At 55.5% G+C, this 17,849-nt stretch carries 17 protein-coding genes; 1 reads left to right on the top strand and 16 read right to left on the bottom strand.

What is annotated here, in order from left to right; all coding sequences use genetic code 11:
* Positions 1–97: 97 nt before the first annotated feature.
* The 13 genes from putP to GRX64_RS07480 form a co-directional block, all read right to left on the bottom strand.
* The gene (gene putP, locus GRX64_RS07540) at positions 98–1,573 is read right to left on the bottom strand and encodes a sodium/proline symporter PutP (RefSeq protein WP_166265479.1); all 1,476 of its coding nucleotides are present in this window, start codon (positions 1,571–1,573) and stop codon (positions 98–100) included.
* Between the two features lie 104 nt (positions 1,574–1,677).
* Complete coding sequence (putA, locus tag GRX64_RS07535; protein ID WP_166265476.1) at positions 1,678–4,857, bottom strand: bifunctional proline dehydrogenase/L-glutamate gamma-semialdehyde dehydrogenase PutA; 3,180 nt, start codon at positions 4,855–4,857, stop codon at positions 1,678–1,680.
* A gap of 168 nt (positions 4,858–5,025) precedes the next feature.
* On the bottom strand, positions 5,026–5,817 hold the full coding sequence (locus tag GRX64_RS07530; protein ID WP_166265473.1) for an AraC family transcriptional regulator: 792 nt from the start codon (positions 5,815–5,817) through the stop codon (positions 5,026–5,028).
* Between the two features lie 82 nt (positions 5,818–5,899).
* Positions 5,900–6,547, bottom strand: a complete 648-nt coding sequence (gene tmk, locus GRX64_RS07525) for a dTMP kinase (protein ID WP_166265471.1) — start codon at positions 6,545–6,547, stop codon at positions 5,900–5,902.
* A complete protein-coding gene (gene mltG / locus GRX64_RS07520; protein ID WP_166265468.1) occupies positions 6,544–7,602 on the bottom strand; it encodes an endolytic transglycosylase MltG in 1,059 nt (352 codons plus the stop codon). The genes tmk and mltG overlap by 4 nt, the downstream gene beginning before the upstream one ends.
* 5 nt (positions 7,603–7,607) lie before the next feature.
* On the bottom strand, positions 7,608–8,414 hold the full coding sequence (locus tag GRX64_RS07515; RefSeq protein WP_166265464.1) for an aminotransferase class IV: 807 nt from the start codon (positions 8,412–8,414) through the stop codon (positions 7,608–7,610).
* An 11-nt stretch (positions 8,415–8,425) separates the two neighbouring features.
* A complete protein-coding gene (fabF, locus tag GRX64_RS07510; protein ID WP_166265461.1) occupies positions 8,426–9,673 on the bottom strand; it encodes a beta-ketoacyl-ACP synthase II in 1,248 nt (415 codons plus the stop codon).
* Between the two features lie 166 nt (positions 9,674–9,839).
* Positions 9,840–10,073, bottom strand: a complete 234-nt coding sequence (gene acpP, locus GRX64_RS07505) for an acyl carrier protein (RefSeq protein ID WP_166265458.1) — start codon at positions 10,071–10,073, stop codon at positions 9,840–9,842.
* Between the two features lie 120 nt (positions 10,074–10,193).
* Positions 10,194–10,937 carry a 3-oxoacyl-ACP reductase FabG gene (gene fabG, locus GRX64_RS07500; protein ID WP_166265455.1) on the bottom strand — a complete coding sequence of 248 codons (744 nt, stop codon included), beginning with the start codon at positions 10,935–10,937 and terminating at the stop codon, positions 10,194–10,196.
* 45 nt (positions 10,938–10,982) lie between these two features.
* Positions 10,983–11,921, bottom strand: coding sequence for an ACP S-malonyltransferase (fabD, locus tag GRX64_RS07495; RefSeq protein ID WP_166265452.1), 939 nt, complete (start codon positions 11,919–11,921; stop codon positions 10,983–10,985).
* Between the two features lie 118 nt (positions 11,922–12,039).
* Entirely contained in the window at positions 12,040–13,041 is a 1,002-nt protein-coding gene (gene plsX / locus GRX64_RS07490) for a phosphate acyltransferase PlsX (RefSeq protein WP_166265450.1), read from the bottom strand.
* 41 nt (positions 13,042–13,082) lie between these two features.
* Positions 13,083–13,262, bottom strand: a complete 180-nt coding sequence (gene rpmF, locus GRX64_RS07485; protein WP_166265448.1) for a 50S ribosomal protein L32 — start codon at positions 13,260–13,262, stop codon at positions 13,083–13,085.
* An 85-nt stretch (positions 13,263–13,347) separates the two neighbouring features.
* Positions 13,348–13,896 (bottom strand): YceD family protein, encoded by a 549-nt coding sequence (locus GRX64_RS07480; RefSeq protein WP_166265445.1) that lies wholly within the window; start codon positions 13,894–13,896, stop codon positions 13,348–13,350.
* Positions 13,897–14,068: 172 nt separating this feature from the next.
* Between GRX64_RS07480 and GRX64_RS07475 the strand changes: the two genes are divergently transcribed.
* Positions 14,069–14,695, top strand: coding sequence for a Maf family protein (locus tag GRX64_RS07475; protein WP_166265442.1), 627 nt, complete (start codon positions 14,069–14,071; stop codon positions 14,693–14,695).
* Here the strand turns inward: GRX64_RS07475 and GRX64_RS07470 are convergent.
* The 3 genes from GRX64_RS07470 to rluC form a co-directional block, all read right to left on the bottom strand.
* Positions 14,662–15,675 (bottom strand): S49 family peptidase, encoded by a 1,014-nt coding sequence (locus tag GRX64_RS07470; RefSeq protein WP_166265439.1) that lies wholly within the window; start codon positions 15,673–15,675, stop codon positions 14,662–14,664. The two genes, GRX64_RS07475 and GRX64_RS07470, sit on opposite strands and share 34 nt — an antisense overlap.
* Positions 15,676–15,737: 62 nt before the next feature.
* Positions 15,738–16,385 carry an HAD family hydrolase gene (locus GRX64_RS07465; RefSeq protein WP_166265436.1) on the bottom strand — a complete coding sequence of 216 codons (648 nt, stop codon included), beginning with the start codon at positions 16,383–16,385 and terminating at the stop codon, positions 15,738–15,740.
* 173 nt (positions 16,386–16,558) lie between these two features.
* On the bottom strand, positions 16,559–17,629 hold the full coding sequence (gene rluC / locus GRX64_RS07460; RefSeq protein ID WP_166265433.1) for a 23S rRNA pseudouridine(955/2504/2580) synthase RluC: 1,071 nt from the start codon (positions 17,627–17,629) through the stop codon (positions 16,559–16,561).
* Positions 17,630–17,849: the final 220 nt, after the last annotated feature.

Raw genomic sequence — 17,849 nt, 5'->3', positions numbered from 1 at the left:
TGCTCTCGACCCGCCACGGTTTGCCATAAAAAAGGGGCGCCTTGTGGGCGCCCCTTTTCTTTACATGGGTATCTCTACCCTAAACAACTCAGCCCTGTTAGGGATTCATTGCCTGATCGAAACCGTCCTGAATCTCTTTGGATGGTTCGGCTGTTGCCAGCGATACACCGACGATGGCGGCGGTCGCCAAGATAAAGCCTGGGATAATCTCATACAGGTCGAGAATACCACCTGACATGTTGCCCCAGATTACCACGGTGGCACCACCAACAATGATACCGGCGACGGCACCCTGTTTGTTCATCCGTTTCCAGTACAGCGACAGAATCAGGGCCGGACCGAAGGCCGCACCAAAGCCTGCCCAGGCATAAGACACCAATGTCAGCACTTTGCTGTCAGGGTCGAACGCCAGGATGGTTGCAACCACCGCGATACCCACCACCGCAAAGCGACCCACCCAAACCAGTTCGGTTTGCGATGCATCACGACGGAACAGTGCCTTGTAGAAATCTTCCGCCAGCGCTGAAGACGAGACCAGCAACTGGGAGTCAGCCGTACTCATGATGGCAGCCAGAATCGCCGCCAGCAGAATACCGGCAATGACCGGATGGAACAGAGCATCGACCAGCAGGATAAAGGCTTTTTCCCCATCTTCCAATACGGTATCGAAGTAGCCAATGGCCGCAAAACCCACCAGCAAGGCGCCAAACAAGCCAAACGCGCTCCAGATTACCGCGATGCGGCGTGCGGTTGGCACATCGTCTTCACTGCGGATTGCCTGGAAACGAGCCAGAATGTGTGGCTGACCGAAATACCCGAGACCCCAGCCCAACAGGGACAGAATCGCCAGGATGCCCAACGCTTCACCGTCAGTGCCAGTAAAGGCATTCAGGAACTCAGGGTTCTTGGCTTCCATCGCCATCTGCGTGGCCGACCAGCCGCCATCCGCATTGATCGCCATGATCGGCACCAGCAAAAGCGCGGCAAACATCAACAGACCCTGCACCACGTCGGTCCAGACCACTGCCAGGAAACCACCGAAGAAAGTGTAGGAGACCACCGCGACAGTACCGATAATCACCGCAATTTCGTATTCAAGACCGAACACTGTCTCAAACAGCTTGCCACCGGCAACCAGACCGGAACTGGTATAGAACAGGAAGAACATCAAAATGAAAAACGCCGATACCACACGCAGCGTTCGGCTGGTGTCGTTAAAACGGTTTTCAAAGAACGACGGCAACGTCAGGGAGTCTCCGGCGGCCAGCGAGTATGTTCGCAGACGTCTTGCCACGAGCAGCCAGTTGAGCCAGGTACCGGCCAACAAACCTACCGCAATCCAGATCGCTTCATAACCTGCGGCATAGGCATAGCCCGGAAGGCCGAGAAGCAGCCAGCCGCTCATGTCCGATGCACCGGCACTCAAAGCGGATGGAAGTGGGCCCAGGCTTCTGCCACCCAGGATATAGTCTGAAAGGTTAGATGTGCGTTTATAGGCGATGTAGCCAAGGGCTAGCATCATGGCTATATAAATCAGGAAGGTTATTGTTACCCCCACGTTGTTTCCTATCATTGTTCACGTCTCCCCGTGCGCTATTTGGGTGTTTTTATGGTTTCTTTCTTTCCCGGCCAACCTTGCCCGGGAATACACGTTGTCTGCTGGATTTGACTTGGTGCCTAGACCTTCTCAATACCAAGTGAAAGCAGCGATGCATTTCCTCCAACAGCTGTTGTATTAATGGTCCGAGCCCTCTCTGTTGCGAATCTCAACAGATAGTGCGGCCCACCCGCTTTTGGCCCGGTCCCTGATAGGCCACGACCACCAAAGGGCTGAACACCCACAACGGCACCAATCTGGTTCCGGTTGATGTAGGTATTACCCACCTTCACCCGCTTCTCAATGTAAGAAGCGGTTGACTCACTGCGGCTATGAATACCCAACGTTAAACCATAGTCCGCGTTATTGATCTCATCAATCACATTGTCCAATTTTTCAGCGTCATATCGCACAATGTGCAGAATTGGCCCAAAGTGTTCGGTTGCCAACTGGCTGATGCTGTCTATCCCATAGGCGGATGGCGGAACAAAAAATCCGCTCTGACAGGCCGGCGGTAGCCGGGTTCTGGCAATAAAGCGTGCGGATTTTTCAAGATCCGCCAGATGTGCCTGCAGACCGGACTGGGCCTCTTCATCAATCACCGGCCCAACGTCGGTGCTATGAAGTGCCGGATCGCCGACCGATAGCTCCTGCATGGCACCGGCGAGCAGTGTTTCCATGCGATCGGCGACATCTTTCTGGACGTACAGCACCCGCAAGGCGGAGCACCGTTGACCGGCACTGGCAAACGACGAGTGCACCACATCGCGCACCACCTGCTCCGGCAACGCGCTGCTGTCGACGATCATGGCATTCTGGCCGCCGGTTTCTGCGATCAGTGGCACAATGGCCCCTTTCCGCTCGGCCAACGTGCGATTGAGGATGTGCGCAACCGGCGTTGATCCGGTGAAGACGATACCGGCGACACGATGATCGGGGGTCAACACCCCACCCAGCTTGGCGCCGTCACCCGGCAAAAACTGAATCACATCCGCGGGAAAGCCGGCCTGCAACATGAGCTCAACCGCGCGATGTGCCACCAGACTGGTCTGCTCTGCCGGCTTGGCAATGACCGTATTACCGGCCACCAGCGCCGCCATGATCTGGCCGGTGAAGATTGCCAGCGGAAAGTTCCAGGGGCTGATACAGAGGAAGACACCCCGGCCTTCCAGATACAGCTCGTTGCTCTCGCCGGTGGGACCCGGCAGTGCAATCGCTGAGCCGAATCGGGCACGCCCCTGAATGGCGTAGTAACGGCAGAAATCCACCGCTTCGCGAACTTCATCAATGCCATCCTGAAGCGTTTTGCCCGCTTCACGACAACAGATTGCCATCAGCTCTTCGATGTTGGCTTCCATCAAATCGGCGTAGCGCTCCAGGCACTTGGCACGCGCATCCACCGGTGTCTCATTCCAGCGCTGGAAAGCACCATCGGCCACCTCCAGAGCTTCTTTCGCCTGTTGCTCACTGGACCAATAGGCGTGCCCCACCGACTGCGACTGATCGTAGGGCGCGCGTACGGCGCGGCGATCACCGTGTTTACGATGGCTGCCGTTAATAATCGGGCCCGCTTCCCATTCAGTGCTGCGCCACTTATCCATGGTCTTGAGCAAAGGATCGAGATCGTCTACGACGTGCAGGTTCATGCCCTTGGAATTTGGCCGTTCGTTGCCAAAAATCTGGGTCGGCAATGGAATCCGGTTGTTGGGTAGCGAATCGTAGGTTTGCAACTGTTGTACGGGATTCTGGACCAGGTCAGCGATAGGCGTTTCCGCATCCACCAGACGGTGAACAAACGACGAATTTGCGCCATTTTCAAGCAGACGACGGACCAGGTAGGGCAGCAGGTCTTTGTGAGCACCGACGGGGGCGTAGATCCGGACCGGAATGTTATCTTCCGCCAACACTGTGTTGTAGAGCGCATCGCCCATACCGTGCAGACGTTGGAATTCAATGTTGCGGTCTTTGTTTTTTGCCATCGCCAACACCGACGCAACTGTATGGGCATTGTGGCTGGCCAACTGCGGGTACAAAGCGCCCTTGGTATAGTCGCTCAACAAAAATCTCAGGCAGGCCAGGTACGAAGTATCCGTCGCTTCTTTACGGGTGAACACCGGGTACCCCTCAAGCCCAAGTTGCTGGCACAGCTTGATTTCAGTGTCCCAGTAAGCCCCCTTAACCAGTCGAATCGGAATTTCATCACCCTGTTCTTTCGCAAGCTTGGTCAGCCAGCAAAGTACCGGCAGGGCGCGCTTGGAATACGCCTGAATAACCAGACCAAAGCCGCCCCAGCCTCTCACCACAGGTGAGCTGAAGACTTTCTCGAATAGCTGCATCGATAACTCGAGACGGTCCATTTCCTCGGCATCGATGGTGATGGCGACGCCTTTGTCCCGGGCGGTCTGCAGCAGCCCGATGACGGTTTCATAGAGTTCTTTCAGGACTCGTGCTTCTTGCGCCACTTCGTACCGGGGGTGCAGCGCCGATAGCTTGATGGAAATCGAAGGTGCCGGGGCATTGTTCTTCGGGTAGGCATCGCTGCCAACCGCGTCAATGGCGTCCATGTAGTCTTTCAGATAACGGGCGGCGTCGTCTTTGGTCATGGCCGCTTCGCCAAGCATGTCGAAGGAATAGGTATAGCCTTCGTCCCGGTATTCCCGGGCATTTTTGAGCGCTTCACCGATGTCGCGGCCCAACACGAACTGCTTGCCCATGATACCCATTGCGCGATACATGGCGCTGCGAATCACCGGTTCACCGCTTCGTTTGACCAGCCGCTTCCAGACATTGGTCGGCGAGCCGTCTAGACGCTTGTCCATTTTGACCACGCGCCCGGTCAGCAACAAGCCCCAGGTCGAGGCGTTTACCAGAGTGGACTCACTCCGACCGACGTGTTTTTTCCAGTCGGCCACCGACATCTTGTCCTCGATAAGCGCGTCTGCTGTGTGCTTGTCGGGGATTCGCATCAATGCCTCCGCCAGACACATAAGCAAAATGCCTTCCTGGGTATCCAGGCTGTATTCCTGCAATAAGGCGTCGATCATATGAACTGAGTCGTCCTGCTCACGGACCTTTTTTATCAGCTTGGTGGCGATTTCGGTGACAGCGCGGTACTCAGCTGCGTCGCTTTGGGCGAGCGGGATCAATTCTTTCAGGTACTCGGTTTCGTCGACCGAATAGTTACTGGTAATGCCCTGCCAGAAAAAAGAGCGCGGTTGCTCCTGAAATGCAGGCTCAAGAACTTTACTCGCCTTGAACATAGTATGCGTCTCAACGTCAAAATTTAATTATGAGAGTCAGTAAAAACGCACTTATTCCCTGGCGCGCTCTGACAACGTTCAGCTGATACCTTAATTTAGTGTGGCAGAAAGTTAATGACTTACAAAAACCTACGGTTTTTTTACAAAATCGTCCGATTATTCGCTTTTCTAACCAAAATCCAGTGTTTTTGTCTCAGTTGAGCGCAGGACAGAGGGGGTAATGCCTCGGTGTTTGTGCAGTGCATTGGTCAATGCACCCTGGCTTGAAAAGCCTGTCCGGAAACTGATTTCCGATACCGTCAAGGCCGTGCCAGTGAGAAGCTGAACAGCTTGTTCAAGTCGAGTCTGAAGGAGATATTGATGGGGTGTAATGCCAGTAATTGCTCGGAAGGTTTCATGAAACCGACTGACACTCAGGCACGCCACGCTCGCCAGGTCCCGCACGGTTATTTTCTTGTGCAGGTTTTCCATTACGAAACGTCGAATCGTATCCGGGCAGACGGTCTTTCGGGAATGTCGTGGGTTATCTGAGGTTGCCAACCGTTCCGACATGCAATGCAGGATGCCGGTGGCCAGGTGGCGGTGCATGGTGTCGTTGTCAGGCGCACGACTGAACTCTCCTGCGCACAGCTGAACCAGGCCTTGAAGCCGGTTATCCATTCCCATGTTACGGGGCCGCTCAAACAGTGGCGCCAGGCGCTCATAGTCACTGTGCGCCGGGTTGTTCAGGGCCGGGAAATAGGGATCCAAATCGACAACGAGCACATGGTTGCGCTCATTGCCGCGATAGTCGTGGCGGGCGTCGGTTGGCACCAGGCAAGCCGTCCAGCTGTCGACCCGCGAGCCAATGCCGTCAACACAAACTTCAGACTCGCCCCCGACCCCGATAACAAGCTGATGATGCTCGTGTCGGTGCTGGCATGCAGACTCTGGGAGCTTGATAAGACGCGCGTTCAACATAATTGATTGGGAAAACGCTCTGGCTGACAACGTCTTATCATTAAAGCAGACTATGCCAGTACTTGCACGGTGGCCGCCCGTTTCAATCAGGCTTTGACGGGTTGTCCACCACGAACTTTAGCAGCAGGGCGGTGACCTCGGCGGTTACCGCTGCCAGAGGCTGGCTTGCATCCACAATCTGATATTGGCTTGGAAACGCCTGTGAACGCTGTAGATAGGTCGCCCGGATACGCTCGAAAAACGCGACGGTTTCCTGCTCGAACCGGTCCAGTTCGCCGCGATGTTTGGCTCGGGACATGCCCACATCAACCGGTGCGTCCAGTAAAATGGTGTGATCTGGACGTACGTTGCCCTGCACCAACGTCTCCAGCATGGCGATGCGGTCATTGGCAACACCGCGACCGCCACCTTGGTACGCGAAGGTGGCATCGGTGAAGCGATCACACAGCACCCATTGACCGGCAGCCAGGCTTGGCAGTATCAGCGTGTGCAGGTGCTGGGCCCGGGCCGCAAACATCAGCAGCAGCTCCGTGGTCTCGTGTACCGGCTCATCCCGCGGGGCCAGTAACAATTCCCGTATGGCTTCCGCCATAGGGGTGCCGCCTGGCTCTCGGGTAATGACCACGTCAATGCCGCTGGCCCGTAAGGTGGCTGCAGCCGTGTTCAGTTGTGTCGATTTGCCGACGCCCTCGGTGCCCTCAAACGTGATGAACTGGCCGCGCTGAGTCATTCCTGCTCTTCCTGGTCAGGCGTTGGCGGCGGTGACGAGCGGTAATCAGACCGACGTTTGAGCTGGTAGGCCCGCACAGCCTTTTGGTGCTCCTTCAGCGACCGCGAGAACTGATGGGTGCCATCACCCTTGGCGACAAAGTAAAGCGCGTCGCCCTCACCCGGGTTTAACGTTGCATGAATCGCTTCGCGACCAGGCAGGGCAATTGGGGTCGGTGGTAACCCGGAAATCCGATAGGTATTGTAAGGCGTCATGGTTTGGAGGTCCTTGCGGCCAATGCGCCCCTGATACTGATTACCCATGCCATAAATAACGGTCGGGTCGGTCTGCAAGCGCATGCCTCGCTGCAGGCGCCGAACGAAGACTCCGGCAACCTCGTCACGCTCATGGGCAACACCGGTCTCACGCTCTACGATGGACGCCATAATGAGCGCCTCGTAGGCAGATTCATAAGGTAACCCTTCAGCACGATTCTCCCATTCTTCCGCCAGCACAAGGTTCATCTTTTCAAAGGCGCGACGCAGCACATCCAGATCGCTATCCTTGCTGCTGTAAAGGTAGGTGTCGGGGAAAAACCGGCCTTCCGGGTGTTCATTCTCTGCTCCCAGCGCGGCCATGACTTGCTCGTCACTCCAGTCGCCTGTGGTCACCTTCAGGCGATCATTACCCGCCAGGACTTCACGAACATCACTGAAACGCCAACCCTCGATGAACTGCACACTCCAGGTTTTAATACGGCCATCGACCATGTTCTGAAGCATGTCATTGGCGCTCATACCGCTGACAAACTCATACTCACCGGCTTTAATCCGTGCGTGTTCGGGGTAGACGCGAGCGTGCAGTTTCAGCCAAAAGCTGTCCTGAACCAGTCCGTTCGCCGTCATCGCATCCGCGACATGACCAAACGCGCTTCCGGACGGCACTTCAAACAACACAGGCTCGTCCAGGCTAACAGGCGCATGAAGACTCTGCAGCCCTTGCCAGGCCCACAGGCCCGTGCCGGTTACGGTGAGGACAAGCGCACATACCAGGGTAATCAGAAGGGATTTTATCAACAGCACTATTCCATTAAGAGACTTTGGCCGGTGATTGTCGCAAGGCGGGCATCAACAGGCAACTTAACACAACCTAAACGACGAACAGGCACAACGCCGATCACGCTGTTCATGAGCAGCAAGCCCTGGCATTCGGGCCGTGTCAGCATGGATGGCGCGATGGGGCGTTCCGCTATCCTGTTGCCCTGACTTCGCAGCCAATGACCAAGCCGGGCTTGCATCACGCCAGCGACCGCCACGCTGTGTTGCGGTGGAACCAGCCACTGATCGTCATACAACATCATGATGTTGGTGCGGGTGCCCTCAATCAGGCGCCCCCTCGAATCCGTCATGATTGACTCGTAACATCGGGTCGGAATGGCTTGGCTGGCCAACACCTGATCCAACCTGGATAGCGATTTAATGCCTGAAAATTGCGGCTGAACCAACACCTGTAAGTTTGAAAGGCAGGCCGATACACCCTTTGCGGGTGGCATCGAAGGCAGTGCATGTGCACTCAGGATCAACCGTGGCCGTGGCGTGGCCGGCGGCTTGTAGCCTCGACCACCGCTGCCCCGGGTCAATATAAGCTTGAGCACCCAGTCGGCATTGGCGGCATACCGGCGCATTGCGACGTCTATCGCGCGATCGAGGTCCGCCTCGATCAACGGGATCCCGAGTCTTCGCGCGTCATCCAGGAAGCGTTGCACGTGACGACGCCTCAGGGTGGGCTGGTTGTTGCGTACGCGAATGGTCTCGAACAGACCATCGCCATACGCCAGGCCACGATCACTCGCGGGAATGCCACCACCGTCAGACCAGATGACATCCATCACGGCACCGTTCAGCCCTCATAACGCTTGAAAATAAGCGTGCCGTTGGTACCACCAAAGCCAAAGGAATTGGACAGTGTTATACGGACGTCCGACTTACGCGCGCCGTCCGATACAAAATCCAGATCACAGCCCTCGTCCGGCTCTTCCAGGTTAATGGTCGGCGGCAACACACCCTCGTGCAGAGCCAGCACCGAAAATATTGCCTCTACGGCGCCGGCGGCTCCCAGCAGGTGTCCGGTCATGGACTTGGTACTGCTCATGGCAAGCTTGTGGGCATGATCACCAAACACCTGCTTGACCGCGGCGACTTCCGCAAGGTCACCGACTTGGGTGGAAGTACCGTGCGCATTGATGTAATCAATGTCAGTGAGTGACAATCCGGCATCCCGGATGGCGTTTTTCATAGCACGCTGAGCGCCTTCGCCGGACGATGGTGGTGCGGTTATATGGTGTGCATCGTCACTCATACCAAAACCAACCACCTCACCGTAAATGGTGGCCCCGCGTTTCACCGCGTGTTCCAGCTCTTCAAGCACCATGACGCCGGCGCCATCACTGAGCACAAACCCGTCTCGCCCCTTGTCCCAAGGCCGGCTGGCACGCTCGGGATCGTCATTACGGGTTGACAAGGCTCTGGCCGCCGCAAAGGCTGCGATGCCGGTCTTGGTCGTCGCCATTTCGGCGCCACCAGCCAACATCACATCGGCATCGCCATACTTAATGGTTCTGGCGGCGTAACCAATATTATGGGTACCCGTAGTACAGGCCGTCGTAATGGCAATGTTCGGCCCCTGATAACCGAACCTTATCGCCACATTGCCTGCAATCATGTTAATGACGGTTGCGGGCACAAAAAACGGAGAGACTTTCCGCGGTCCACTTTCATTCAGTGCCAGCACGTTCTTCTCAATAAACTCCAGACCACCAATCCCAGAGCCTATAGCAACGCCCACTCGCTCCTTATCCAGATTGTCGCACTGCTCCAGCCCGCTGTGCTCTACGGCCTGTTGCGCTGCGATAAGTCCGTACTGCAAAAACGCGTCCATTTTTCGGGCGTCTTTAGCGGTCAGATAAGACTCGAAGTCCAGGTCCCGAATAGCGCCACCGATCCTGGTGTTATAGCCCTCTGCATCAAAGCGCTCGATTGGGCCGATGCCGCTTCGCCCTTCTTTGATACCTTGCCATGAGGATGCCACGTCGTTCCCTAGCGGGGAAAGCATGCCCAGACCCGTGATAACAACACGTCGTTCAGCCATAATGCTCTTCACCTAAGCCCACTGTCCAAGTGCCTTTGCGCACTCAAACAGTCAAGCCCTCAAGTCTGATATTTCTGATGAAACCCGAATTCAACGCCAATAAAAAAGCCGTCCTATCAGAATGATTCAGGACGGCTCATGCTTGGCGTATAGATCGTGCAGAGTATCAGGTGTGCGAGACGATGTAGTCGATCGCGTCCTGAACACTGGCGAGCTTTTCCGCTTCCTCGTCGGGAATCTCAGTTTCAAATTCTTCTTCGAGTGCCATCACCAGCTCAACGGTGTCCAGTGAGTCAGCGCCAAGGTCCTCTACAAAAGAAGAGGAGTTTTGAACTTCGGACTCTTTAACGCCCAGTTGTTCACAAACGATCTTCTTTACGCGCTCTTCAACTGTACTCATAATTTCCTCACTTTTATGTCAACCAAGCAATTTTAGATTGCCAGTTTAGTTTAAACCCTGCTTGCAAACAAGCAGGGGTGTGTATCTAAGGTCTTGTGCTAAAAGGGCTTTCAAAACCCTTCAGCCCATATACATGCCACCGTTAACGTGAATGGTTTCGCCGTTCACGTAGCCAGCCACCTCGGAAGCAAGAAATGCTACGACTGCAGCCACCTCTACCGGCTCGCCCAGACGACCAGCTGGTATGACTTCCATCATAGCCTCACGCTGGCTATCGTCCAGTTTCCGTGTCATATCCGTGTCAATAAAGCCCGGAGCCACACAATTTACGGTGATGCCCCGATTGCCCATTTCCTTGGCGAGGCTGCGGGTCAGACCCTCGACGCCCGCTTTGGCGGCGCAATAATTCACTTGCCCCGGATTGCCCATACCGGCGACCACCGAGCTGATATTGATAATCCGTCCCCAACGAGCCTTTGCCATGCCTCGCAGCACGGCTTTGCTGGTTCTGAACACACTGGCCAGGTTGGTATCAATAACCGACGACCAATCATCATCTTTCATACGCATGAGCAGGTTATCACGGGTAATGCCCGCATTGTTTACCAAAATCTGCGGAGCCCCCGCTTTCTCTACAACCTGCTTCAAACCTTTTTCGATACTTTCAGGGTCAGCAACGTCCATGACAATGCCAAAGCCGTTCAGGCCATGCGCTTTGAGCTCAGCGCTGATTGATTCGGCACCGTCTGCACTGGTGGCCGTGCCCACCACCTGGACACCCTGTTCAGACAGGGCTCTGGCAATCGCTTTACCGATGCCGCGCGTGGCGCCGGTTACAAGTGCGGTTTTGCCCTCAAGAGACATCACATGCATCCTTTTTGGTTATCCATCACTCTGTGTTTTGAGCGCTTACGACTGTTCAGTTGCCTCGAGCGCTTCCGCCAAAGCATCTGGCGTTTCAATATTGTAGACCGGAAACCCGCGATCTATCCGCTTGACCAGGCCAGCCAATACCTTGCCAGAGCCACACTCAATGGCATTGCTTGCCCCCTGGCCAATCAACTGTCTGATGGAATCAGTCCATAGCACTGGTGAGTATAGTTGCTTCACCAAATTGGACTTCAACACCTCGCGGCTCTGCTCAACAGTGGCCGACACATTTTGTACAACAGGTATGACAGCATCATTAAAGCTAACGTCTTCCAACGCAATCGCCAACTCCGCTGCCGCGCCTTTCATCAAAGCACAGTGGGACGGCACACTAACAGGCAGAGGCATCGCCTTGCGAGCCCCACGAGCTTTACAAGCATCAATTGCACGCTCAACCGCCGCGGCGGAACCCGCTATCACCACTTGTCCCGGCGCATTGAAGTTGACGGCCGAGACCACCTCGTTTCCGGCCGCTTCCGCGCACGCCGCCACGACGTCCTGGTCTTCCAGGCCGAGAATGGCTGCCATTCGACCTTCACCGGCGGGCACTGCTGTTTGCATTAGCTCGCCCCGTAAGCGGACCAGTTTAACCGCATCAAAGAAGTTCAAGCTCTCTGCCGCCACCAGGGCACTGTATTCGCCAAGGCTGTGCCCGGCGACGAATTCAGGCTGTTTGCCACCCGAAACAAACCACTGTCGCCACAAAGCTACGCTGGCGGTCAACAACGCGGGTTGGGTAACGGCGGTTTGATTCAACTCTTCGGCGGGGCCATTCTGGCAGAGGTGCCAGAGATCGTAGCCCAGCACCTGGGAAGCCTCAGCGAAAGTACGCTCGATGATGGGCCAATGCTCGGCGGCTGCACTCAGCATACCGATCGATTGCGACCCTTGACCTGGAAAAATAAATGCTGATTTCATAAAGGCGATCTTACCGTGATTGTCCGTTCCCGGAGATTAGCCAATAGTACAAGGTAAAACCAAAACCCACCACGACACGGACCCGATTATTGCCGAGGAACAGGCATTGGTGTGCCTCTTAAAGCAGGAGATCGTCCAGACGTTCATTGATACGCCGGGGTACTTCGAGCTCGACTTCCAGCACCGCCTGCCGGATAGCGGATAACATCGCCCGCTCATTGGCGTTGCCGTGGCTCTTGATCACTACGCCCTGAAGTCCAAGCAAGCTGGCGCCATTGTGGCGAGAGGGGTCCATCAATTTCAGGACACGGCCGAGAATCGGGCGGGCCAGCCAGCCTACAATCCGACCATACAAACTGCGAGCAAAGGTCTTTTCCAATAATTCGATGAGCAATCCGGCAACGCCTTCTCCGGTTTTCAGGGCGATGTTTCCAACGAAGCCATCACACACTACAACGTCCGCCACATCCCGGAACAGATCGCTACCTTCCACATAACCGATGTAATTCAGAGTGTCGCACTGGGCCAACATGTGAGAGGCAAGCCGAACCTGCTCGTTGCCCTTGATCTCTTCCTCACCGACATTCAGGAGCGCCACCCGAGGCTCCTGCAAATTGTTAACCGCAGAGGCCATCAATGACCCCATCAAGGCAAACTGGTAAAGGTTTTCCGCACTCGCATCCACGTTAGCGCCGAGATCGAGAACATGGCAACGACCTCGCAGCGATGGGATCAGCTTGGTGATCGCCGGACGCTCTATACCGGGATACATACGCAGGATAGAGCGCCCGAAAACCATGAGTGCGCCAGTATTGCCGGCACTGACACAGCCCTGAGCCTGGCCGTCGCGCACGAGTCGCAAGGCCACGGCCATGGAAGAATTTTGCTTATGCCTGAGCGCATGAGACGGGCGCTCATTCATCCGCACCACATCGGTCGCTTCCATGATATCGATACGCGGGTGCCCTGAATGCAACAAAGCCTCGAGTTCGGTCCGGTTACCCACCAGAATCAAACTCAAGGCTTCATTTTCACGCACTGCGACCAGAGATGCCGAGACTGCAACGGCAGGGCCTAAATCCCCGCTCATTGCGTCTACCGCTATGGTGACTGAACCCACCGTCTAACCGACCGACTTAGCAAGAGAGTTGATAACGGGACTTACTCGCCGCTCGTTTCAACGACCTGCTTGCCACGGTAAAAACCGTCTGGCGACACATGGTGACGACGATGAATTTCGCCGGTTGTTGAATCGGTAGACAACGTCGCGGTGCCCAGCGCGTCGTGTGAACGACGCATACCACGCTTTGAGCGTGTCTTACGGTTCTTCTGTACAGCCATGGTGTTAGCTCCTGACCTTTAATACTAACGTTCGTAAAATCTGAGCTCCGACGTTTGGGTTAATCCACGCCGGTCACTCCCGGAATTAATGCTTTTTTGTCTTCAAATCCGCAAGGACATTGAACGGGTTGTCCCGCTCTCCACCCTCGACCTCATCAGCGTCCGGCTCTAATTCTTCCAGCGCTTCCGAAGCAGAACACTCATCACGCCCGTGCTTCGGAAAAGGCGGCAAAACGAGCAACAACTCGTCTTCTACCAGCACCCACAAATCGGCACTGAAATCCTCCGCCATGTAAGGCTCTAACTCTTTTGGCAGCTGTTGAGCCTGTGCGTCACTGGTAACGAAACCCAGCTTGAACTGCGACGTCAAGGTGGCATTCATCGGCTTCATGCAGCGCTGGCACTCCAGCACGACATCCGCTGACAACTGACCAGCCACAATGCGCCTACGCTCAGCATCCTGACTAAAGGTCAGTGTTACGTCACAAACCGGTTCCGCTTCAGAGCTGCCACCGGCAACGATGCAATCAGCAAAACGCGACAAAGCCCTCAAAGGCACAAAGCCTTCAAGAACGCTTTTCTGTTCCGCGAGCCGGTAGGGATCAACGGACTTGGGCAACTCGGTGTTTGACATAGGCGCGCAATTTTAGGGGTCCGACCGACTGGTGTCAAAGACTTCATCATGATTTACCGCTATTGAAGCACGATTTAGGGGTTTATACCCACTTCCAGGGGCATGCACAGAAAATCTTAGACGCCTCATGTGTGAGGCTTTACCCTAGAACCCAGTCAAAGGGAGCCAACGCATGCCTCAAAAACCCATCGTCCTTGCCAGTTCATCCCAGTATCGCAAAACTCTCCTGGCGCGACTCGGGCTTCCTTTTCATTGCGCCAGCCCGAATATTGATGAGCGCGCCTACCCGGGTGAACATCCCCGCCCCCTTGTTACCCGGCTGGCGGAAGAGAAAGCCCGGGCATTGAGCGCTCAGTTCCCGGACCACTGGATCATTGGCTCGGACCAAGTCGCTGCCACGCCCAACCAAATCATACTCACCAAACCAGGCGACCATGACGCCGGCGCAGCACAACTTCGACTCTGCAGCGGCAATACTGTGACCTTTTATACTGGGCTCGCACTTTTCGACTCTGGCATGGGCAAACTGCAAAGCACATGCGAGTTGTTCCAGGTGCAATTCCGGACATTAAGCGACGCAGAGATTGAGCATTATCTGAGAATCGAACAACCCTATGATTGTGCAGGGAGCTTTAAGATGGAAGGCCTGGGCATCACGCTGTTCGAATCCCTCGAAGGGCGCGATCCCAATAGCCTGATAGGACTGCCGCTGATTGCCCTGAACGCCATGTTCCGGGCCTGGGGCCTGGATACACTGACAGTGGCTTATCGTAATTCCAGGCGCGACTCCACCAACTGACCGAAAACACCCGAGCCGACGGCCACACCGAAACGATCTATCAACTCCTTAAACGGGGATGCCTGACGGCTGTAATCCACCAGGTCCTTGAATCCTACTATCTCTCTGGCTACGTAACTGGAACTGCCCAAGCCATCAATCAACCCCAGGTCCAGCGCTTGCTCGCCGGTCCAGATAAGCCCTGAGAACAAACGCTCGTCATCCGCCAGACGATCCCCACGGCCTCGCTTTACCTGCTCGATAAATTGCGCGTGGGTGGTCTCCAGCACTTCATTCCAGAAGGCAACCTCATCCTGTCTCTCAGGTGAGAACGGATCCAGAAACGCTTTATTTTCGCCCGCTGTGTAGAGCCTTCGTTCAACTCCAAGCTTGTCCATCACACCGGTAAACCCAAAACCTCCCGCCACAACGCCGATAGAGCCCACCAAGCTCGCTTTATCAGCGTAGATTTCGTCAGCGGCGGCGGCAATGTAATAGGCGCCCGAGGCTCCGATATCGGCAATTACCGCATAAAGCTTCTTATCCGGATACTCAGACCTGAGGCGCTTGACCTCGTCATACACATACCCGGACTGGACTGGACTGCCACCGGGGCTATTAATCCGCAATAACACCGCCTTGGAATTCTCATTCTGGAACGCCTCACGCAACGCCCCAACCACATTGTCAGCACTGGCCTCTTTGTCCGATGCGATCGGGCCATTGATTTCGATAATCGCCGTATGCTCAGCCGTGGCTGCCTCGAAACTGCTACCAAAGGGAAACTGAATCATCAGCAACAGTGCGAACAGATAGATGAAGGTCAACAGCTTGAAGAAAATCCCCCAGCGTCGACTCTTTCTTTGTTCAGACTGCAGCGACATGACCAGCTTCTCAATCAACTTCCAGTCACGCCCTGACTCGGGTGCCTTTTCCGGTTGCGACTGCGTTGTTTCGGGCGAGCCCCACCCCGGCTTTTGATCCGAATCCCATTCAGACATTGAAATTCCCTTATTTAGTTAATGTCGTGTTATACGAATTTCACAATGAGCAGGCGGCCCGCCTACAACCCCAATTGACGCCGCAAACGTTGTACCGAACTGACAACCGCCATCGGACTGAAGCGCGACAGCGTCGCCTCGTCATGCACCCCCCACTCCACGCCAATCGCAGGCATTCCAATTCGTTGCGCCATCTCCATATCGTAAATGGTGTCACCAATCATGACAGCCTCATCCGGACGAATGCCGTAATGTTCAACAATTTCGGCAAGCATGGTGGGATCCGGTTTCGAGCGGGTTTCATCGGCGCACCGCGTCAGATCGAAGTGAGAACCCAGACCACTGGACGACAAGGCACCGTCGAGGCCTTTACGACTTTTACCCGTCGCTACCGCGCAACCGTATCCCGCCTCCCTCAGATCGACCAGCACATCCGTCATACCGGCAAACACGTGTTGAGGTGTCGTCGCCTTGGAGAAGAAATAACGACCATATTGATCCCGCAGTTCGGTCATTTCCGCTTTGCTCATGCCCGGATACAGCGCTTCCAGCGCTTCGACCATGCCCAAACCGATAATATTGCGGTACGCACCAAACTCTAACGCCGGGTACCCCAGGTCTGTCGCAGCCTGATAAAGACTGCTGGCAATATGTTCCACTGAATCTACCAGCGTGCCATCCCAATCAAATATGGCGACTTTAATGGCCATTACTGTATTTCCTTGTGTGGATATCTTTTGATGTAGTGTCGCGAGTGCTTTCTGCTTGCCTGACTCGACCTGACACCCTGCCCGGTCAATGCCCGGGGCCTGCAACGCCAATGCTTACTCGCACCCCGCTAAAAGGGGCATCAGGCAAGCCCGGGCCTCAGCCGGATAGAACCCTAGCCCTTGCGTTTTGCAAGCGTGGCCAAAAAAGCGGCAAATGCCTCATCATAGGGAGCCTCCAGGCTCATTGGCTCCCCCGTCACCGGCAGATTAAATTGCAGGGCCTGCGCGTGCAGCATCAACCGCTGCCCGCCCGCTCCCTTAAATGCCTTGAGACTGACATCATCCATATACTTGTCATCACCCGCAATTGGATGACCGGCGCATACGCTGTGAACCCTGATCTGGTGGGTGCGCCCTGTCACCGGTGACGCCTGCACCAGGCTGTAGCCTCCGAAGGTTTCGAGCAGCCGAAAAGTGGTCAGCGAGGCCTTGCCCTCGACATCAACCCGAACGCGTCGCTCGCCATTACCGAGCTCAAAACGCAACAGCGGCTCGTCCACCTTGACCACGCTGGCCGGCCAGGCCCCTGCAACCAATGCGTGGTAGTGCTTTCTAATTCGCTTGTGACGCAACTCGTCCTGCAGGTACCTCAACGCCGATCTTTTCTTGGCAATCATCACAAGGCCGGAAGTGTCGCGGTCGAGACGATGCACAAGTTCGAGGAATTGAGCCTCCGGCCTCGCAGCCCGTAACACTTCAATCAAACCAAAGCTGAGGCCACTACCTCCATGCACCGCAATGCCCGACGGCTTGTTGACCACCAGCATATGCTCATTTTCGAACACGACCGCCGCTTCTATTACCCCCTGCACTCGAGACCCGGGAGCCGGTTTGACCTCTTTCACTTTTTGGGTAATCGGCGGAATCCTGACTCGATCACCGGCATTGAGCTTGGTGTCTGGCCGGACACGGCCTTTGTTGATACGCACTTCGCCTTTACGAATCACCCGGTAAAGCACGCTCTTAGGCACGCCCCGCATGCGCGCCATCAAGAAATTGTCGAGCCGCTGACCCGCCATATCCGGGTCCACGACGACCCACTGAACGTCGCTGCGAAACGTTTCGTCAGACGCCTCTTGCCGACCATCGTTCTCGGGCTTGCTCTGACGTCCGTCAGTGCCCAGTCTTGCAGGCCTTCGCCCGGTTGACTTGACACTGAATTGCTTGCGTTTGGAATTGGACATAACACCCGGTCATTGAAGGCGCACCAGCCTTGAGGCACGCGGGATTGATGAGCCCGACGAATACTGCTATATTCCAGCGAGCTTCTCCGTTTGTCTACGGCCTGGCCAGACTGCCAACCGCCGGAGCGGATGAAGTATACCGACACTATTAAAGAGTTTGAACGCCAGTGCCCCAATAAGTACGGGCGAAGGCAGTTTCAACGCCCCCGGACGAACCCGG

Origin of the sequence: Marinobacter caseinilyticus (assembly GCF_011074955.1) — a bacterium.
Taxonomy (GTDB): domain Bacteria; phylum Pseudomonadota; class Gammaproteobacteria; order Pseudomonadales; family Oleiphilaceae; genus Marinobacter; species Marinobacter caseinilyticus.
Note: the sequence above shows the minus strand (reverse complement) of the source record. Positions and strands in the feature narration are given on the sequence as shown.